General features: G+C 50.0%; 21 protein-coding genes. 13 read left to right on the top strand and 8 right to left on the bottom strand.

From position 1 onward, the window contains the following. Positions 1-177: 177 nt before the first annotated feature. Positions 178-1,248, bottom strand: coding sequence for a patatin-like phospholipase family protein (locus tag KJY73_RS06970; RefSeq protein WP_214341923.1), 1,071 nt, complete (start codon positions 1,246-1,248; stop codon positions 178-180). Between the two features lie 323 nt (positions 1,249-1,571). On the opposite strand from KJY73_RS06970, the gene KJY73_RS06965 reads away from it, so the two are divergent. The 6 genes from KJY73_RS06965 to KJY73_RS06940 all read left to right on the top strand — a co-directional run bounded on the left by KJY73_RS06965 (position 1,572) and on the right by KJY73_RS06940 (position 4,919). After that, positions 1,572-1,952 (top strand): ACT domain-containing protein, encoded by a 381-nt coding sequence (locus KJY73_RS06965; protein WP_214341921.1) that lies wholly within the window; start codon positions 1,572-1,574, stop codon positions 1,950-1,952. 1 nt (position 1,953) lies between these two features. Beyond that, positions 1,954-2,463, top strand: coding sequence for a PTS sugar transporter subunit IIA (locus KJY73_RS06960; RefSeq protein WP_214341917.1), 510 nt, complete (start codon positions 1,954-1,956; stop codon positions 2,461-2,463). A 138-nt stretch (positions 2,464-2,601) separates the two neighbouring features. Beyond that, entirely contained in the window at positions 2,602-2,952 is a 351-nt protein-coding gene (locus tag KJY73_RS06955) for an ArsC family reductase (RefSeq protein ID WP_206593676.1), read from the top strand. Further along, positions 2,942-4,072, top strand: coding sequence for a succinyl-diaminopimelate desuccinylase (gene dapE, locus KJY73_RS06950; protein ID WP_214341916.1), 1,131 nt, complete (start codon positions 2,942-2,944; stop codon positions 4,070-4,072). Before KJY73_RS06955 ends, dapE begins: the two co-directional genes overlap by 11 nt. Then, a complete protein-coding gene (locus KJY73_RS06945) occupies positions 4,066-4,746 on the top strand; it encodes a M15 family metallopeptidase (protein ID WP_214341912.1) in 681 nt (226 codons plus the stop codon). The genes dapE and KJY73_RS06945 overlap by 7 nt, the downstream gene beginning before the upstream one ends. A 2-nt stretch (positions 4,747-4,748) precedes the next feature. Next, a complete protein-coding gene (locus tag KJY73_RS06940; protein ID WP_214341910.1) occupies positions 4,749-4,919 on the top strand; it encodes a DUF2897 family protein in 171 nt (56 codons plus the stop codon). Between the two features lie 14 nt (positions 4,920-4,933). Here KJY73_RS06940 and KJY73_RS06935 read toward each other — a convergent pair whose 3' ends face one another. Further along, positions 4,934-5,257: a heavy metal-binding domain-containing protein gene (locus KJY73_RS06935; RefSeq protein WP_214341906.1), complete on the bottom strand. Its 324-nt coding sequence runs from the start codon at positions 5,255-5,257 to the stop codon at positions 4,934-4,936. Next, positions 5,254-5,667: an HIT domain-containing protein gene (locus tag KJY73_RS06930; protein WP_214341903.1), complete on the bottom strand. Its 414-nt coding sequence runs from the start codon at positions 5,665-5,667 to the stop codon at positions 5,254-5,256. Before KJY73_RS06930 ends, KJY73_RS06935 begins: the two co-directional genes overlap by 4 nt. 50 nt (positions 5,668-5,717) lie before the next feature. Between KJY73_RS06930 and KJY73_RS06925 the strand changes: the two genes are divergently transcribed. Next, the gene (locus KJY73_RS06925) at positions 5,718-6,467 is read left to right on the top strand and encodes a substrate-binding periplasmic protein (RefSeq protein ID WP_214341900.1); all 750 of its coding nucleotides are present in this window, start codon (positions 5,718-5,720) and stop codon (positions 6,465-6,467) included. Position 6,468: 1 nt separating this feature from the next. Here the strand turns inward: KJY73_RS06925 and astE are convergent, their stop codons facing one another. The 5 genes from astE to KJY73_RS06900 all read right to left on the bottom strand — a co-directional run bounded on the left by astE (position 6,469) and on the right by KJY73_RS06900 (position 14,153). Next, a complete protein-coding gene (gene astE / locus KJY73_RS06920; protein ID WP_214341897.1) occupies positions 6,469-7,500 on the bottom strand; it encodes a succinylglutamate desuccinylase in 1,032 nt (343 codons plus the stop codon). 64 nt (positions 7,501-7,564) lie between these two features. Beyond that, a complete protein-coding gene (locus KJY73_RS06915; protein WP_214341894.1) occupies positions 7,565-8,878 on the bottom strand; it encodes a putative bifunctional diguanylate cyclase/phosphodiesterase in 1,314 nt (437 codons plus the stop codon). A gap of 201 nt (positions 8,879-9,079) precedes the next feature. After that, a complete protein-coding gene (locus KJY73_RS06910; RefSeq protein WP_214341872.1) occupies positions 9,080-11,572 on the bottom strand; it encodes a glycogen/starch/alpha-glucan phosphorylase in 2,493 nt (830 codons plus the stop codon). 314 nt (positions 11,573-11,886) lie between these two features. Next, complete coding sequence (gene pgm, locus KJY73_RS06905) at positions 11,887-13,536, bottom strand: phosphoglucomutase (alpha-D-glucose-1,6-bisphosphate-dependent) (RefSeq protein WP_214341870.1); 1,650 nt, start codon at positions 13,534-13,536, stop codon at positions 11,887-11,889. A gap of 35 nt (positions 13,537-13,571) precedes the next feature. After that, complete coding sequence (locus KJY73_RS06900) at positions 13,572-14,153, bottom strand: hypothetical protein (RefSeq protein ID WP_214341868.1); 582 nt, start codon at positions 14,151-14,153, stop codon at positions 13,572-13,574. Positions 14,154-14,279: 126 nt separating this feature from the next. On the opposite strand from KJY73_RS06900, the gene KJY73_RS06895 reads away from it, so the two are divergent. The 6 genes from KJY73_RS06895 (at position 14,280) to KJY73_RS06870 (ending at position 20,211) form a co-directional block, all read left to right on the top strand. Further along, positions 14,280-15,053 (top strand): alpha/beta fold hydrolase, encoded by a 774-nt coding sequence (locus tag KJY73_RS06895; protein ID WP_214341865.1) that lies wholly within the window; start codon positions 14,280-14,282, stop codon positions 15,051-15,053. Between the two features lie 55 nt (positions 15,054-15,108). Next, positions 15,109-15,333, top strand: coding sequence for a DUF2788 domain-containing protein (locus KJY73_RS06890; protein ID WP_206593689.1), 225 nt, complete (start codon positions 15,109-15,111; stop codon positions 15,331-15,333). Positions 15,334-15,360: 27 nt separating this feature from the next. Next, positions 15,361-15,885, top strand: a complete 525-nt coding sequence (gene fldA / locus KJY73_RS06885) for a flavodoxin FldA (protein ID WP_214341863.1) — start codon at positions 15,361-15,363, stop codon at positions 15,883-15,885. A gap of 126 nt (positions 15,886-16,011) precedes the next feature. Further along, a complete protein-coding gene (locus tag KJY73_RS06880; RefSeq protein WP_214341860.1) occupies positions 16,012-16,596 on the top strand; it encodes an RNA polymerase sigma factor in 585 nt (194 codons plus the stop codon). Continuing rightward, positions 16,596-17,588: a FecR family protein gene (locus KJY73_RS06875; protein ID WP_214341857.1), complete on the top strand. Its 993-nt coding sequence runs from the start codon at positions 16,596-16,598 to the stop codon at positions 17,586-17,588. The genes KJY73_RS06880 and KJY73_RS06875 overlap by 1 nt, the downstream gene beginning before the upstream one ends. Before the next feature lie 121 nt (positions 17,589-17,709). Continuing rightward, positions 17,710-20,211: a TonB-dependent receptor gene (locus KJY73_RS06870; RefSeq protein WP_214341854.1), complete on the top strand. Its 2,502-nt coding sequence runs from the start codon at positions 17,710-17,712 to the stop codon at positions 20,209-20,211.

Below are 20,211 nucleotides of genomic sequence, written 5' to 3'. Positions count from 1 at the left end.
AAATTGCCACTCAGCGCGGGGGACCACTTCTGATGTAAAAAGAATCACTGGCCTGTCCAATTATTCTGTTCACTGGCACCTTAGAGACGACAAGATGGGATGTAAACATTCCTTACAGAAATGTAATCTAATTGTAGTTTGGCTGTCAGACTCGTCTTACAAGTCCACTCTATACCACTAGCGGGTAAAGCCTATTGGGCGGATCTGGCTGGCGATATCCCGCTTGCACAGCAACTGCGAAAAGGCCTCGCCCAAACGGTCGGATTCACTTAACACTTTCTGCCAGTAGGGAATGCGCTGCTCAGCAGGCATTTGTTCAAAATCTTTGCGATCCGGGATTTTGCCAAAGGGGAGCGACGCAATAAACTCGGCGGAAGGCACAACCATTAACACCTTGTCATAGCTCGAGTGGGCAGGACGGCGATAAGCAAGGGACTTATCAAACCAGCCCGGGACTGCACGACGATTAAAGTGTGGATAAAGCACCAAGCCCGGCATCGGGCCAAAAGACAGGTCAAAATGATAGTCGATGATACCGCCATCCCTATACATACCAGGGGGAGCGCCGGGGATATCCTGAACCCCTTCCAGTATCAGCGGAATAGAGCCAGAAGCCATCAACGCGGCTTTGAGGTTGACATCACTGAGCGGCACCTGATAACTGGCCATTCCCATTGGGTCCTGAATGTGCAATTCACTGCCTGGCGTACCAAAACTATAACGCTGATAAAAGCCTGACAACCAGCGACGCCTTAGTAGATTGGCACCGGCACTGGCCAGCAACCCGCTCATTTGCAAAGGTTTGCTCTCACGCGCTAACCAGCCACGACACCGGGCCACGATAAAGTGCGCTTTAACGATCGGGTTAGCCAGTATCTCGCTGATTCCCGATTCGCCAAGTACATAATCAAGCAATTCCCAGCCTTTCAGACTGATCTCTCTTGCATCAGGTTTAGCCGAATAGACAGTGTGGGAATAACGCTCAGCCAGTCTGTTTATTGCCGCCAGCGAGTCGTTTTGAGCAAAACAGGCAAAGCGAAATGCACCAGCCGACGAGCCAATAGCATGGATGGGTCTGTCACGCCCAGCAAATAACTGTGGAAAAATCACCCTGTCCAGTCCGGCCAACACAAACCACTTTGGTCCGCCCGACGCGCCGAGCATGTAATCAAACAGATCCGCATGCAGTCCTTCATCTTGTATTTGCCGATAGGCCGCAGGCCCGGCATAGAGTTCCAATACCGACATCAAGGTACCTGTTGGGTGTTATTCACAGACCGCCTCTTTTACGTATGCCAAGCCCCTTCGTCAAGGCTTTAAAATCACTAATTTAAGGTTGACTTTAGTAAAAAACAGCCATAATCGTTGATTTTATCGCCACTGTAGAAAAACCGAGCAGGATAACTTTTCACTTTAATATCAATTAGATAATTAGATTATAACGAGAACTCAACAAGGTTATCCACAGATATCGTGGATAACCTTGTCGGAATAGCCAGATCTACTAACTTGCACCCACTCAAGCCGTTGCGCACAATAACGATCCGGTCTCTGGCCACAAAGGAAGCGCCATGTCTAAACAAACCCTCGCCGTGTTACCTGAAAGTTTCAGCATTCATAGTTTTCCCCAGGACGCCGAGTTACCCGCAGAAGTATTAACGCAACCTTTATATTTTATCGGCCGAACCCGCGACGAGTTATCCATTGTGGTGCCTGATACCTTGTCACTGACATCTGAAAGCTGTGATGCAGGTTGGCGGATACTGGAGGTTTTAGGCCCGCTGCAGCTTTCTATGGTGGGCATCATGGCCAGTATAGGTTCGGTTCTGGCTAAAGCTCGGGTCAGCATCTTTGTCGTTTCAACCTTCGAAACTGATTACTTTTTGGTAAAACAGCCGGATCTCGAGCGGGCGATTCAGGCGTTACAACAAGATGGCTATAAGGTCGACTAAGATGTGGAATCCCTGCAACTTAGTTAGCTCCAGCGCCCCCGAGAGTTCGCGCTTGCAATTGCCTGTATTGGCTCCCGTTAGCGGCAAAGTCGGCTTGCTCGACGATGTGCCAAGCCCAGCCTATGCCAATGGGCTTTTTGGTGTTGGGGTCGCCATAGATATGGCCGGCCATCGCCTGCAAGCCCCTTTCGACGGTATTTTGCAAGACCATACCGCCAGCGGCGAACAATTGCGCCTGCGTAGCCGCCAGGGACTAGAGATGCTCATCCAATTAGGGATAGACAGCCACAAGCTTATGGGCGAAGGATTCAGGGCTAAGCTGCGCAGTGGTCAGGCTTTTACGCAGGGTCAGGCACTGATGGACTTTGATCTGAATTTACTCAAGCGACGCTTTGGTATCGCTCATTGTCTGGTGCTGATTTCACAAACCAGCAAACTCATCGGCATCCAGGCTCACTGCCACAGTATGTTGGCGGGGCAAGAGCCTTGCATGACACTGCATTTTCGCTAGCGCTGGCGGGCGTTAAGGCTAATTCCAAATCGCATGGATTTGACAGTATTTGGTATAGCCAGACAGGGGCAGAAGGTTCAATCGCGCATCACTTTAGGCTAAGCTTGCAGCCCCTTAGTTTCGAACAAGACTCATCCCATGACCACCATGTACGGCATTAAAAACTGCGACACTATCAAAAAAGCCAGAACCTGGCTGGAGCAGCACAACATCCCTTATGAATTTCACGATTACCGCGTTCAGGGGCTGGATGGCGAATGGCTGCGCAAGGTGGCCGAAGTTGTGGGATGGCAAACCTTGCTCAACACTCGTGGCACCACCTACCGTCAACTCAATGAAACTCAGAAGGCCGATATGGACGCAGACAAAGCCATTGCGCTGATGTGTGAGTACCCAGCCATGATCAAACGGCCATTACTGCAACACAACCAAGACTACCAAGTCGGTTTTAAAGCCGATGATTACGCGAGCCTGTTCAATGCAAAATGATGTACTGGCGCTAACCAAAGCGCTGATAGAAAAAGACTCCATTACCCCGGAAGACGCCGGTTGCCAAACATTAATGGCGGAGTTTCTGCGTCCGTTGGGTTTTGATATCGAAATGATGCATTTCGAAGACACCCTGAATATGTGGGCACGCAAGGGTAAACAAGGCCCGCTGTTTTGTTTTGCCGGTCATACCGATGTGGTACCACCCGGGCCATTGGATAAGTGGCAGTTCCCGCCTTTTAAACCGACGGAGAAGGACGGTTACTTGTACGGCCGAGGTGCCGCCGATATGAAAGGCAGCCTGGCAGCCATGTTAGTTGCCACCAGACGCTTTGTGGAAAAACACCCTGAACATCTGGGCAGCATCGCTTTTTTAATTACTAGCGATGAGGAAGGTCCATTTATTAACGGTACCACAAGGGTCATTGACACGCTCGAAGCCCGCAATGAGAAGATTACCTGGTGCCTTGTGGGTGAGCCCTCCAGCACACACCAGGTAGGCGATATCGTCAAAAACGGCCGCCGTGGATCGTTAACCGGTCACCTGCAGGTAAAAGGCATTCAAGGACATGTGGCCTACCCACATCTGGCACGTAACCCAGTGCATCAAGCGGCACCGGCGCTGGCCGAATTGGCTGGCATCGAATGGGACAAGGGCAATGCGTCGTTCCCCCCCACCAGTTTCCAGATATCCAATATTCAGGCCGGCACTGGCGCAGGTAACGTGATCCCCGGCGAACTCGCTGTTCAGTTTAACTTCCGTTTCAGCACCGAAGTAACCGATCAGCAGTTGATTGAACGTACTCGTGCGATTTTGGACAAACATGCACTGGAGTACGATCTGGAATGGACCTTTAACGGCCAACCCTTTCTAACTGACAGCGGCAAGCTGGTAGACGCTACCCGGGAGGCAATTCGCAAAGGTTGCGGACTGGAAACCGAGTTATCCACCGCTGGCGGTACCTCGGACGGACGTTTTATCGCCCCGACCGGCGCGCAGGTCATCGAACTTGGACCGGTCAACGCCACCATTCATAAGGTCAATGAGTGCGTGAAAATTGAGGATCTGTATAAACTGGCTGACACATACGAAGCGTTACTAGAAGGCTTGCTATGCTAAGCGCCTTGCAGCTAACCGGTCGGGATCGCAGCCACCTGATTGAGTGGCGCCCCGGCCATTGGCTGCAACCGCAAGTTGCCGAGGCCATGGAACATATGACTCAGGCTGCTAATAATGAGGGTATCGACTTACAGCCGGTCAGCAGCTTTCGTGATTGTGCCCGCCAGTTGGCTATTTGGAATGCCAAATGGCTAGGGCAACGACCGATTCTGGATATTCACAGCAGGCCGATGGATATCAATCAGCTCTCAGATCAACAAAAACTCTTTGCTATTTTGACCTGGTCGGCCCTGCCTGGGGCCAGCCGTCATCATTGGGGCACGGATTTAGATGTGTATGATGCGGATGCGGTAAATAACTGGCCTGGAAAATTTCAGTTAATCCCGCAAGAATATGCCCAAGGCGGCCCTTGCCATAAGTTAGCCTGCTGGCTGGATAAAAACGCCCAGCGTTTGGGATTTTTCCAACCATATCAGCAATACACCGGTGGCATCGCCACCGAACCTTGGCATTTGAGCCATCGTCGTTGTGCCGACCAGATGCAGTCTCAGCTATGCCTGACGACATTACAGCAATGCATTGAAGAATTGGATATTCTGGGCAAAGAAGTCATTTTGGCTAATCTGCCAGACATCTACTACCGCTTCATCCAATTAAACACAGAGGCAAATTAACCATGAGTTGGACAGTCGCTCTGATTATCCTGTTGGTACTTGGTGTTATCGTCAGTAACTTACTGCTGCTCAAGCAAAGTGCCAATCACAAACTTCCCAGCCTCAAGGATAAACAACCGCAAGACAAAACGGAAAACCAAAAGGGATCAGCCTGGGATGAGGATGACGACTAAGTCATCCTGTCGCGCTAACCTCGATAGCGAACAGCAGTGCCGCTGATACTGACCATAAGCATACTGCCTTTGCTGCCCACCACCTGGTAGTCTAAATCTACCGCCAGGACGGCATTTGCACCTAGTGATCGGGCTTCTGCTTCCAACTCAGCAAAAGCAATTTTGCGGGCCTTGGTGAGCTCATCTTCATATGAACCACTGCGCCCACCAACAATATCGCGAATTGAGGCAAATAGATCAGAGAACAAGTTGGCCCCCATCACGGCTTCGCCGACAACAACACCTAGATAGGCCTCAACTTCCTTTCCCTCTAAATGGTGCGTGGTCGTAATTATCATGCTTTAAGCTCCTCTAACAATTGACTAATCGCTTGGCATTCCTCGGCTGCCTGTTCTGGCTTATAAGGTATAGCAGGATGCCTCCCCCACACGGGAGCAGGCCAGGCAATATCATGACGAAATCGGGCAATATGATGCACATGCAGTTGCTCGACCACATTTCCCAGTGCAGCCAGATTCATTTTATCGGGCTGATACCGTTTCTGCATGGCCCGGGTCAGACAGGCTGACTCAACCCAAAATTGTTGTTGCTGAGCAATAGACAGATCCAGAATTTCCCTTGCCCCTTGGATTTTGGGAACCAGTATCGCCCAGGGATATTGGCTATCGTTCATCAACAAAACCAGACTTAAGGGGAGCTCGGTAACCAGCAGGCAATCCTGCTGCAGGCGGTGATCAAGTTGAAACATGCTAATTAAATGAGTAGCCTTAAACAGAATGCCTTCAAAGATACCCAATTGTGCTGCACCTGACCAACTCAATTTACACCGCTTGCCAACGACCAGGATTTCTTCTGCTGCTTGCCTTGTTACTCTCCTTCGACGCACAGGCCAGCAGTTTGAGAGTGGTTACCGAGATATCGCCTCCAGCACAAACCTGGGAAGAAGATCGGGTAGGCGGCATAGTGACCGAACGGGTACGTAAGGTGGTAAATGGTGCAGGATTCCAGGCCGAGATTCAGGCCTACCCTTGGGCCAGAGCCTATGAACAGGCATTGGCAGGACCATCCACATTAATTTATGCGATGGCGAAAACGCCCGAACGGGAAGCTCAGTTTAAATGGATAGGCCCAGTCGGCCGTTATCGTCTTGGCTTTCTTAAGCTCAAACGCAACCAAGATATCACCATCACACAGTTAGAACAGGGGCGGCGCTACATCACCGCGGTACAGCGTCAGGATGTGGCGGTAGATGTGCTGATGCAAAGCGGCTTCGAACAAGGCAAGCAACTATTTCTCACCGCCGACATCCAGCAATCCTGGGAGTTGCTGCGTAAAGGCAAAGTCGATCTGATTATTGAAGACCCGGATGTTATCGACGAGATGCTGCACAATCTAAATCTAACCCAACAAGACGTGGAGTTCGTTTACATGATCCCTGAGTTGGATCAGCTTACCTATCTGGCTGCCAGTTTGGATACAAATGACAGCCTGGTAGAGAAGCTCAGACTGTCACTTTATCGACAGGATTTTTCCCTCAACGACTTGTAAGTCAGATGCTGGTTGGCACCACAGTTAACAGCGCACGTTGCCCCAAGGCCACCTTAGCATTGGGAAAAACTATGGCCTCCCCTTCCTGCTCGGCAAAATACTGAGCACCGGTTTCTTCCGCTAACAAATAACCTTTGGGAAAATCAGTAAAGTTGGGCGCATCATCGGCAAAATTCAACCGGAAGTCTTCCTGTGTGCGATTAATAATCTGATTGATTTTATATACCAGCACTGCATCAGGATTATACTCGGGCAGTGACAACGCCTCCTGGCTTATCAATGCCAGCAAGGTATCTCTGGCCTGTTGAAAACGCTGCATGTCATTTTGCCCAAATGGCGCCACTTTACCCAATTCTACGGTAAAGGCATCAGCACCAAACTCGTTGGAGGAAAAATAACTAAAGGTGGTGGTCGGGCTATTGGATAACAAGAACGTATTTACCCCGCAGGCAAACAAGAACTGTAATTGCGATTTCTTCCAAGGCTGACCATGACGAAAGGGATAAACGGCAAATTTTTCATTCTTCGAACCGCGGATAGCGGTATGTAAATCGTAATGGCAGCGGTAGGTCTGGCCCAATTTCTCACCTTGTCGATAGAAATGCCCAACAGCCAATTCCAGTGCTTTAGCTCGCACACGTTCCTGATTAACAAGGCCAGGCCCTGACGAGTGAGCGCCGCTGAACAAGCGGTTCATGTTCTCTTCGACAAAACGCTCACCTAAGTCCATTGCAGGTAGGTTACCGAACAAAAACAACACCCGGTGAGAAGCGGTCAGTGTTTCCGTTAGCAAAGCTTGAACCAGCTCGTCACATATCTCAATGGGCGCCGTTTCATTGCCGTGCACGCCGCTGGACAACACGATGTCTTTGCCTTTGGGAGATACGGGCGTAAAGCTAATAATACCTGGCGCACTGATTTCCACTTGGGTGCCATTGTCTAAAGTGAATGCAAAAGGCGCAGTAAAAAGCGCGGGAGATTGGCGGCTAAGAGAGAGAAATTGACCGTGCGAACGCAACAACTCGATAGACATAGGGTTCCTGGCTAATGAATTTGGTCGCTTATAGTACCAGAATCACTTAGTCGGGTGCAGAGGATCAGCTAACCCTGTCACGATAAGCCAGCGAGTCTCCGACTATCAAATCACTGTGAATAAATTCCACCAGGCGCTCAAAAGGTACCGCTTTGGAAAATAAAAAGCCCTGTCCTTTGCTAATCCCAATTTCGCGCAATGCGTGCAGTTGTTCAACCGATTCGATCCCTTCGGCGATGACCTGGCAGCCGAGGGCCCCGGCAATAAGCTGAGAAGCCTGAATAATGGCTTTATTCACCGGATTTCGGTCCAGTCCCATCACAAAGGTCTTATCAATTTTAATGGTATCCAGCTCGATATCTCGGATATAGGCCAGATTTGAGTAGCCTTTGCCAAAATCATCCACAGCGATGGACAATCCCAGGGCTTTTATCTGTGATAACTGTCGCTTCACCAATAACGAATTGGATAGTGCCACATCTTCGGTTAATTCCAGCTCAAGACGAGACAGATCGACTGCGTACTTATCGGCCAGACGTTTTACCTTACTGACAAACTGAGAGTCATATAACTGTGTGGGAGATATATTTACTGAGACTTGGATATTAAGACCAAGGCTCTCTAAACAAAGCGCTGTTTCAAACGCCTTCTCCAGCACCCAGTAGCCTACTTCATTCATCATGTTGTAAGACTCGGCGGCTTCAATAAAACTGCCAGGCACTATAATGCCATCTAGTGGGTGATTCCAACGCAGCAAACATTCCGCTCCCACCACCTTGAAGGTACCCAGATCCACCTTGGGCTGGAAATACAGCTCCAGCTCTTCATTAGCAAAGGCCCGTTTAAGATCGGCTTTCAGTGCCAGGGAACGCCCCGTTTCAGGTTTCTCCTGCAAACGGGTGATCTGGAAGTTATCGTACTTGTTTTGCTTAGCTTGCTTTAGCGCCATTTCAGCGCCGGAAAACAGCCGGGAAGCATCCTCATTACCTGGCAAATTCGCCACGGCACCGACATTAAAATCAGCCACAAAGGCATTATCGTCAAATACGATAGGCGCTTTGAAGTGCTCAATTAAATGGCTGTAAAAGCCCCTCAACTGCGCATCGCTGTGGGTACCTGGGATCATCAGGCCGAAAATATCACCGCTAACCCTGCCCAGTAAGCAACGAGGACCAAACAAGGCATTAATACGCCGCGCCAACTCCTCAAGAATTAAATCGCCGACTTTATAGCCAAAACTACTGCTGACATCGGAGAAACGCACCACATCAATAAATAACAGAGACAACTGAGCATCGGCCTCAACAGCCTGTTCAATGCGATGAAAAAACGCATAGCGATTGGGAATAGTTGCCAGGGACTGGTATGAAACACTCATTGAGTACTGCTTCACCTCTGAATTACCGACAGCCGTTATCCACAAGACACCGGCCTGGTGCAGTACGCACCACCATTTTCATGCCGCCTCATGCAGCCAAAAACGTCAGGAAGCGAGGCAATCTGCCAGACGCTTCCTTAGTCAACCTTACGCAGCACAAGCACTCATCCAGTGTAGAGCTTACCCTGCTGGTTGTTCGGGCTAGTCTACCTTGCAGGAAGACAAGCGCCAAATTTTTTCCACATAGTCTCTAATAGAGCGATCTGAGGTAAATTTACCCATTCTGGCAGTATTCAATATTGCCATGCGTGCCCAGCGAATTTTGTCCCTATAGGCCCCATCTGCTCTCTTTTGTGCATCAGAATAAGCTTCAAAATCGGCCAGAACCATATATGGATCACCACCGTCCAATAGGCTCTGTTTAACACTGACTAGCTCGCCGGGTTTACCTGGAGTGAAATAATCGGTTTCCAGCCAATCCAATACGGCTTTAATTTCCCGGTTGGTATCGTAGTAGTCATAGGGGCTGTACCCCGCCTTTTGCATCTTGTGTACCTGCTCAACTGTCAGGCCAAAAATAAAGATATTGTCTTCACCAACTTCCTCGGCAATCTCAATATTGGCACCATCAAGCGTTCCGACCGTCACTGCACCGTTTAACGCCAATTTCATATTGCCGGTACCGGAAGCCTCTTTGCCTGCGGTTGAAATCTGCTCGGAAATATCCGCAGCCGGAATCATCTTCTCCGCTAAGCTGACTCGGTAATTAGGCAAAAATACCACCTTCAGTTTGTGGTTTACCCGCTTATCGTTATTGATTTTGTCTGCCACTTTGTTGATGGCATAAATGATGTCTTTGGCCAACTTATAGCCCGGAGCGGCCTTAGCCCCAAATAAAAATGCGCGTGGATGCATATCATAGTCGGGGTTTTCAAGCAGACGCCGGTACAAGGCCAAAATATGCAGCAGGTTAAGATGCTGGCGCTTGTATTCATGCAGACGTTTAATTTGCACATCAAAGATCATATTGGCATCCAACTCAACCCCCGTCAGACGCTTTACCTCCTCGGCAAGCAGCAGTTTGTTTGCATGCTTAATCTGCATAAACTGCTGCTGAAAGGCTTTATCATCAGCAAAACTTGCCAAACCTTGCAATTGATCAAGCTTAAGTGGCCATTCGTCACCCAGTTTACTGCTGATCAACTCAGACAATTTGGGGTTACAGGCTTTTAGCCATCGTCTCGGCGTAATTCCGTTGGTTACGTTGGTTAGCTTACCAGGCCAAAGCTGGTCAAACTCGGGGAATAATTGCTCCTTGACCAACTTAGAATGAATGGCCGCGACACCGTTTACCGCGAATGAACCTATCACCGACAAGTTGCCCATGCGGATCATCTTTTCGCTGCCTTCTTCGATGATGGACAGCTTACGCTTGACCACATCGTTACCCGGCCAGGTCTTATCCACCAGCGCCATAAATCTATGGTTGATCTCGTAGATAATCTCCAGATGACGTGGCAGAATTTTTTCCAGCATACGGGCTGGCCAACGCTCTAACGCTTCAGGTAACAAGGTATGGTTAGTGTATGCAAAGGAATGGGTACAAATTTCCCAGGCTTTATCCCAGTTCATTTGCGCCCTATCCACCAGGATTCGCATCAGCTCGGCAATGGCTATTGCCGGATGGGTGTCGTTTAACTGAATAACCACCTGCTCGGCGAAACGACTCCAGTCATCACCATGGGCCCGCTTGTAACGGCGGATGATGTCTTTCAGTGAACAGGCACAGAAAAAGTACTGCTGAATTAAACGCAGCTCTTTGCCAGCTTCAGTTTCATCATTGGGGTACAAGACCTTGGAGATAGTTTCGGCCTGCACGTTTTCGCGCTGTGCATCCAGATAACCACCGGCATTAAACACATCCCAGTTAAAGTAGCCGGATGCCCGGCTTTCCCATAACCTCAGAACGTTAACGGTTTTACCGCCATAGCCAACCACTGGAATATCCCAGGGAACACCACGAACAATAGAGCCAGGGTGCCACTCTTTGTGGATCTGGCCGTTGTCACCGTATTTGGTTTCCACATAACCATACAAGGAAACCTCCTGAATTGACTCAGGGCGACATATTTCCCAGGGATTACCGTAATCACGCCAGCTATCTGGCCGTTCAATTTGCGCGCCGGATTGAATCTCCTGACGAAACAAGCCATGCTCATAGTGCAGACCATAGCCAATAGCCGGCAGTTGTAAGGTGGCCAGCGAATCAATAAAACAAGCAGCCAATCGTCCCAGGCCGCCATTGCCCAGGGCCATGTCCGGCTCTTCTTCCATCACATCGTTAATATCTACACCTAACTCAACCAAGGCCTGACGGGTTGCATCAAACAATCCGAGATTTTGCAGATTGTTAGACATTAAGCGGCCCATTAAAAACTCGGCTGAGAAATAGTGCACCGCACGAGTGTCGTTCATATAGTGGGTTTTTTGCGTGATGCGCAAACGCTCCATCACCTGTTCCTGGACAGCAGCACAGGTAGCCTTCCACCAAGCGTGATTATTCGCTTTGTTCTCATCGGTTCCCAGGGAACAATGCAAATGACGGATAATGGCTTGCTTAATGTCGTTCTTATCCAATTCCGTTATTGCTTTTGCCTGCTGTGGATGTAATGCCGAGTTGCCCGTCGTGTTCATTGCTATCCCCTTTGGAATACACCACCTGCCAAGGCGAAAAGGCAGGTCTGTTTAGCTATTCTTATTGGTCAAATACCGAGTGCTCATTCCCGGCTACCAGGCTGCACATGGATATCAAGCAGAAACATTAGTCTAGCCAATGCAGCCGGATTGTTTTGTAATTTAATTACAAATACGCTTTGAGTGTAATGTTTTTGAACGGAATTGAAATGGCAATTTTGTTGCGACCAGGTTAACAAAAAAAGCAATGCCCGGATAAACCGGGCATCACATACATTACGTTAACATTCAACCAGGAATGCTGGATCAATTTTTTAACTTTCCGCGTCAAACACCTGATTTACCAGAGTTTGGGCTTCTTCAATCAGCAACTGCAAATGTGAATCGCCTTTAAAACTCTCCGCATATATCTTATAAACCGATTCAGTGCCGGACGGACGGGCTGCAAACCAGCCGTTTTGGGTCGCCACTTTCAGTCCACCAATGGCCGCATCATTGCCTGGCGCTCGGGTCAGGATCTGCTCTATGGTTTCACCTGCGAGTTGCTTTGACGTCACAACCTCAGGTGTCATGCTGGACAGACGTTTTTTCTGCGTGGCATTGGCCGCTACGTCAATACGCTTATAGCTAGGCGCACCAAACTTATCAGTCAGCCCTTGATAGCCCTGGCCTGGATCTTTTCCGGTCACAGCCAGAATCTCTGCCGCCAGTAAGCACAAGATGATACCGTCTTTATCGGTGGCCCAGCTGGTACCGTCCCGACGTAGGAAAATCCCGCCTGCGCTTTCTTCACCAGCGAAGCCCATGCTGCCATCCAGCATATAAGGCACAAACCACTTAAAGCCCACCGGCATCTCAGCCAAAGGACGATTCAAGGCCCCGGCCACCCTGTCAATCATGCTGGATGACACTAAGGTCTTGCCTATTTTGAGCTTATCACTCCACTGCGGACGATGGCGATACAGGTAATCAATCGCTACCGCCAGGTAGTGATTAGGATTCATCAGGCCGGAGGATTTACACACGATACCGTGACGGTCGAAGTCTGCATCGTTACCAAAGGCCAAATCGAACTGGTCTTTCATACTGATAAGACCGGCCATGGCATAAGGAGAGGAACAATCCATACGGATCTTGCCATCCTTATCCAAATGCATAAACGAAAAGGCGGGGTCGACTCGGCGGTTAACCACCTGAATATCCAGCTTATAACGCTCGGCAATGCGATCCCAATAGGCCAAACCTGCTCCACCAAGGGGATCCGTGCCTAACTTTAGGCCCGCCGAAGCTATTGCTTGCATATCCACAACCTGATCAAGCTGCAGAACGTAATCCTCGGCAAAATCACGTTCATGCACATAGCCACTGCGTAGCGCCTGATTGAAATCCAGGCGTTTTACCCCCTGCAGATCTTTAGCGATGAGATCGTTTGCACGAGTTTGAATCTGATCAGTAACCTGATTATCTGCCGGACCACCATGGGGCGGGTTGTATTTGAAGCCCCCATCCTGAGGCGGGTTATGTGACGGCGTGATAACAATACCGTCAGCAAAACCGCTGGTTCGGCCACGGTTGTAATTCAAAATGGCGAGAGAAACCGCTGGTGTTGGGGTATAGCCACGGCCAGCTTCTACCACTAACTGTACCTGGTTAGCGCTGAGCACTTCCACCGCAGTAATAAAAGCTGGCTCAGATAGCGCGTGGGTATCCATGCCCACAAACAGTGGCCCATCAATATTATTCGCCAAACGGTATTCAGCCAGTGCCTGACAGATAGCCGCTATATGCGCATCGTTAAAGGTGCAATTCAACGAACTGCCACGATGCCCGGAGGTGCCGAACATGACAGCATGTTCCGGAGCAGATTTGTCGGGCCTGTTAGTGTAATAAGCCGCAACCAACCGGGGAATGTTATCCAGTTGTTCTTCAGTGGCGGGGTGTCCTGCCAGAGGGTGGAGTGCCATCGGTTTTCCTTACTTCAGCGCTTTAAAATTACAGTTTACTCTGCGTCACCTTGAAACTCAGGGTCAAGGAAACGCGCGAGTCGATTTGCGTCCTGCGTGCTATATCCCAGTAACTTAGCCACTTCCAAAATCATCGTCAGCTTTTTACGGGTATTGTTGTTAGTCACCACCCAATAGCAGCTACCTGGCAACATTTTGGGGTTGGTACTGCTGCCTGCGGCCAACAATTCTTCTTTGCTGATGGCAAAATATGTGCGGTTGCGGCCTTTAAGTTCCAGCACCTTAGCAAATTCTTTGCCCTGAAAACGTGCCAGTGCCGCCAATACTTCAATAAAGCGCTCAACTACACTGCCCATCTCAGCGACACCAGACTGTTCAAGAAAATCAAACAGTGCCCCTTCCTGAACCGGCAACGCCGACTTTGCAACAGGTGCCACCTTAACAGGTGCAATAACCGCAGGTTCCTCTTTGACGGCAGCTACCTGGGCTGTGGAAGGCTTTACAGCGCCGTCACTAAACAACAAGCGGCGCAGGATTTGCGAGGCACTTTCACCAATATGCTGGGTTTGTGCGGCAATATAACGATACAGCTCTTCATCAATTTCTATATTTTTCATTTTTTCTACTGCTGATTATTCACCTGGCGCTCATTATACTTGGCCTGGCTTTCGGGTACAGTCTCGCGCTACATAGTCTGTTTATGTTATAACGGCGCGCTTTATATTTTCGTGCAATCCAATCCCATGACCTTGAACTATCAAATCAGTGGCCAGGGCAGCCCGGTAGTATTGCTACACGGTTTGTTTGGCAGCCTGGAAAATCTGGGCGGAATCAAACGTGAGCTGGAAAACCAGTTTCAAATCATTGCCATCGACTTACCTGATCATGGGCGCTCTCCACATAGCCAAGCATTCAGCTATGCGCATTACAGCGAGCAAGTATTGCAGCTGTTAAATAGTCTGGATTTAACCAATGTCACCCTGCTTGGACATTCCATGGGCGGCAAGGTCGCAATGAGCCTGGCAATGCATGCACCTAAACAGGTTGCCCAACTGATAGTCGCAGATATTGCCCCGGTTGCCTATCATGACAGACACAGCGGTATTTTTGCCGGGCTGAATCAGGTAGATTTGCCCACCCTGCAAGACAGACGGCAGGCAGATGCACAAATGGCCGTGCATATAAAAGAGCCCGGGGTCAGACAGTTTTTGCTGAAAAGTCTGGCTCAGGAGCAAGGAAAATGGCATTGGCGCTTTAATCTAGACTTACTACAGCGGGATTACAGCAAGATTACCGATTGGCCATTTAGTGGTCTTCGCTACGACGGACCAACGCTTTTTATTAAAGGTGGTCAATCAGACTATCTCCAGGCTGCGTATAAGGATACAATCGCCGCGCAGTTTCCGCGTAGTCAGGGGCGCATTATTGCCGATGCTGGTCATTGGTTACATGCAGAAAAGCCCGCCGCTTTTTGCAAGATTGTTCGCGATTTCATTCGCGTAAATGAGACTAATTAGCATATAGAACGGTGTTGTGCTATAGTCCGCGCCGTTTTCATGAGGTATCAAAGCCATGTTGAGCCAGTATTATGAGCAGATTGAAACCATTGTCCTCAACCTGACCTTGGTTGCCCTGTTCCTGCTGATGGGCTTTGCAGTGCACGATGTGCTGAAAAAAAACGACGTACCTATGGTAGGTCGGGCCGTGGTTTATCTGGTGCTGTTTCTTGGCGCCGCAGGCTTCCTGGCAAAGGGGCTGATTCAAGTATTTTGGCAATCATCCGGCGTGGGCGGCTAACCACGTCAAACAGAGGTATCAAGACATATGGCAAGTGTTGGACTATTTTTCGGTAGCGACACAGGCAACACCGAACATGTTGCCAAGATGATTCAAAAAGAGCTGGGCAAGAACTTAATCGAAGTCCACGATATCGCCAAAAGCAGCAAAGAGGATATTGCTAACTTTGATCTGCTAATGTTCGGTATCCCGACTTGGTACTACGGTGAGGCCCAATGTGATTGGGATGACTTCTTCCCTGAATTGGAAGAAATTGATTTCACCGACAAGCTGGTGGCCATTTTTGGCTGTGGCGATCAGGAAGACTATGCCGAGTATTTCCTGGATGCCATGGGCATGATCCGCGATATCGTTGAAGCTCGCGGTGCCATCATCATCGGACATTGGCCTACCGAAGGCTATCATTTTGAAGCCAGCAAAGGCATGGCCGATGACACCCATTTTGTGGGTCTGGGTATTGACGAAGATCGTCAACCAGAACTGACCGAGCAGCGGGTGAAAGCCTGGTGCAAACAGATCCATGAAGAAATGTGCCTGGCTGAACTTGAGTAAGCCAAACAAGAAAGGAGCCTGAGGCTCCTTTTTTTGTCGCCATAAATCTGTAACAAAGCACCGCTAAGCTGCGCATCCCAAGGCATTCCCCGCACCACCTCTGGTGCCAGTTTCATGGCTTGCAGGATGAACAAGGCAGAATCATTCCCCACATTTCCTTCAGTGAAGGTCACGACTTTCAGTGCCGATAATCCCAAACTTCGTCAGAGGCGTTTGGTAGAAAAACTTTATCATCAGTACTGGTCAGAACTATGCGCAAGATTGCGCCATTTGTATGGTGAAGGCCCCCCGGATCCACAGGATATTGCTCAAGAGGCGTTCACCCGATTATCGCAAATGGACAGTCTCAACCATGTACTTAATCCCAGGGCATTTTTATATAAAGTGGCGTTCAATATTGGCCATAAGTCTGTTGGTCATATCATCAAAACCCGCGAATTCCTTGCCGAACAACTGGAAGATGACAACGTATTGCTAAACGACTTATGTCCGGAACAATTGCTTGCACAGGCGCAACAAATGGATGCATTGCAACGGGCCGTAGCAGAGCTAAATGACAAACAACGAGAAATCTTGCTGCGCTGTCGAATCAAGGGCCAAACCTACGCACAAATTGCTGAACAAACCGGCTGGAGCCTGGCGGATATCAGCCGTCAATTGACCAGCGCTCTCGCCCAGTTAGCCGCCAGTCAACCACAGGATAGAGATTGATGACAGCACATGACAATCAGGTGGCCATTGAGGCTGAGGCGCGGGCCTGGCTGATAAAACTCTTTAATGACAGCCCTGACGAGCAATTAAAAGCCGAATTCAGCCACTGGCTGAATCGTTCTGACAAACACCGACAGGCATTTATCAGAAGTGAAAAGCTATGGCGTCAGTTGGGCCTGCTGGACAACCTGGCCGAACTTAGCGACATGCTGCCGCCGCAGCCGATGAAGCGCAGCAAACCCAGAACCAATGTATCGGCTTGGTTGGGTATGGCTGCTGCCGCTATCTTGCTGGTCACAGGAATAAACTGGCAGCATAAAACGCTGCCGGTCAGTCAGCAGGTCGTTCAGCAGTTCCAGACTCCTGAACATACCAATACCGCAATCACCCTGCCCGACGGCAGCCGCCTGGTGTCTGCGGGTCAGGCTCGCTTTAGCTTTGAACGTAAAGACAATGAACGATATTTGGCTATGCAATCGGGCACGCTGTACTTCGATATTGCTCATGACGTGGCGCATCCTTTTGTCATCAGCAGCGCAGGCTCCCGCATACAAGTTGTGGGTACCGAATTTGAAATCAGCCTACAGGAAGACCAAATGCGACTGTCTGTGCATGAAGGGCTAGTCCAGTTAAGCGCCCTCGACACCAGCCGTGCTGACCAAGTGGTCATGCTGGCAGCGGGGCAACAGCAACTGGCCAATACCGAAGGGCGCTTGCTGGGTGAGGTGCGCCAATTTGACAGTAAGAGTACTTTGGCCTGGTTACAAGGTCGGCTGAGTTATGACGGTACACCGCTCGCGCAGGTAATGGCACAGATAAATCGCTACCGTGCTACTCCCATTGAGATTGAAGATCCTGAACTGGCTGCCTTGCAGATCACCACCTCCTGCCGCCTGGACCAAATTGAGCAGATGTTATCTGGTTTACTCTTGGCTCACGACCTCAAGCTGGTTCAGCAATCTGGCCGCACACTAATCCAGCAGTCTGAATAAATCCTGTCCAGTTATATGAAGATTCCATGACATTTAGCCTTTTCCTGGAAAATATCCGCCGCGCCGGACTCCTTTGAGTGACATCAGACGTCACACAAACTAACCACTGGAGTATTTGCACATGAAAGCCATACCGGCGCCTGTTAAACATTCTCTTTGCCACCTGGCCGTTGTTTCCGCCCTGACTTTGGGTGTTGCCAGTGTCAGTTATGCACAAAGCGAAGCGACAACGCTCACCGGCCTGCCTTTAGGGCAAGCGCTCAACTCGCTGTCACAGCAATTGGGCTTAGTGATCATTGCGCCAACTCGGCTGGTACGGGACAAAACCGCCGCAACGGCCGACAGCACCCTGCCACCATTGGAGCAAGTGCGCCAAATGCTTAAAGGCAGTGGCCTGCAGGTACAACAAGACCATAACGGCACCTTAGTGATCAAAGCCGGTCAAACCAATGCTCAGGTGACTAATGAGCAACAGGTATCTTCCACTAAGAGCATGGATGAAATCGTGGTTACCGCCATGAAACGCGAAAGCACTCTGCAAGACGTGCCGGTAGCACTGTCGGTATTGGGTCAGCAGGCGATTCGTGACAAGGGTATCAGTGATTTCACCGATCTGGTGGACAGCCTGGCAGGCGTATCTATCAACTCGGCCTTTGGCGGCCCGGAAAACAGCTTTATCACCATTCGCGGTATCGGTGGCGCCGATGATTACAAACCCAACGGTAACCCTTCAGTGGCCTTGCATGTGGATGGCATCTACCAAACCTCCAATGCCTACCTGAGCATGCCATTATTTGATTTAGAGCGTATTGAGGTGGTTAAAGGCCCACAAGGCACCTTGTATGGCCGTAACACCACAGCAGGTGCCATCAACGCCATTACCCGCGGTGCCACAGATAGCCTCGAAGGATATGCTGAACTGGAGTACGGCTCATATGATCATATTTCAGGCACCTTTGCAGTAGGCGGTCCACTTTCCGATAAGCTGGGTGCCCGTGTAGCGGTAACCATGCGTCAGGGTGGCGGTTTTATGGACGGTGAAGGGGCTGGAAGCTTTGCCGGATATGTACCTGAAGGCTTTGAAGGCATCATCCCGCCAGTCAGCGATCCGGGCAAACGTGAAGGCTTTGGAGATGCCGACCTGTTTGCCATGCGTGGTACAGTGCAATATGCATTCAGCCCGCTCACTGAACTAACTTTGCGTTATTTTATGAGCGCCAATAACGGTGATACCCGCCAGTATGACCGTATCGCCTTCAGTGACGACAAACCGGCCCTGAACGCTGGTGAAGACAGCGATCCTTATCGTTTCTACGCGTCCGAGTATTACTCGCATCAAATCGATGTCAGCGGCTTTAACGGCGAGTTTTCTCACCAACTCCCCAATCAAATGAGCCTGGATGTGCTGGCTGGCTATCAAAAAAGCGAACGTAACGTGTCCGGTAATGGTGACGGTACGCCTTTCCCTAAGTTCCGCTACGACTTTGATGAAGAGCTGGAACAAAGCTCACTGGAAGTACGACTGTCCGATGTTAGCGGCGGTGAAGTGGATTGGTTGGTCGGCGCCTTTATTGTTAGCGACAGCGTCGATTTTATCAGCGACTGGACCAGCTATGCGGTGATGTCACAGTACAGCTCGCCCTATAACCAGCGCCGCAACAGCTCTGCCCTGTTTGGAAATCTGGACTGGTATCTGACCGATGACTTGAGCATTAATGCCGGTCTTCGCTACACCAGTGACCAAGTGAAGTTTCGAGGCAGTAACATCGACCACAATCCTTGGGGCGTGTCGGTGTATGAAGACTACTTCAAATCCCCGTCAAACTTCTCCTGGGACAGAGAGTTCACCGACAACAACCTGTCAGGCAAGCTCTCGGCCACTTACTATGTATCTGACCGTCTGAACGTTTTTGCCTCCGTGGGTACAGCCTATCGTGGCGGCGGTTTTGACGGTACGTCTATCTTTACTCTGGAAGAGACAGAACCTTTTGATTCAGAGGAAGTTCTGGCCTATGAAGCTGGTCTGCGCTACGTTCATGAAGAAGGCCTGAACCTGAGTCTGGACCTGTTCTCCTATGAGTTTGAAGAGCTGCAAGCCACGGCGCGCCTGGCTAACGACACCAACGGCCGCACCAACGTCGGTAAAGCTGAAGTCAAAGGAGGCGAAGCCGCCCTGTCTTTGCCGGTTTGGCAAGGAGACAATCAGTCATTCAGCCTGGATGCAGCGGTAACCTACCTGGACTCAGAGATCACCGAGTTCCACTCCAACCGGGTCAATGATGTGCAAAATACCCTGGGCGATCCCCTGCCCGGCTCTCCACGCTGGAGTGGCAATGCCGCTTTTGAGTATCTGCACTTGTTGTCAGACTCACAACTGCGTGCCCGCCTGGAGTACAGCTTCCATGATGAAGAGTCAAACCGCCTAAACGCTGGTGAAGGAAACCTGACCCCTGCGTATTCCCTACTGGGCTTGCGTCTGGAACTGGCCATGAATAGCGGCATGACCTTATATGCCTATGGCCGTAATATTCTGGATAAAGAGTATTTTCTGGAGCTGAATGCGGGTGCCAGATTAGTGGGAGAACCCGCTACTTATGGCGCCGGGATAAACTACAGCTTCTAA

Source organism: Bowmanella yangjiangensis, from assembly GCF_018531185.1.
Lineage (GTDB): Bacteria > Pseudomonadota > Gammaproteobacteria > Enterobacterales > Alteromonadaceae > Bowmanella > Bowmanella yangjiangensis.
The sequence above is the reverse complement of the archived record's forward strand: the minus strand, read 5'-3'. Positions and strand labels throughout refer to the sequence as shown.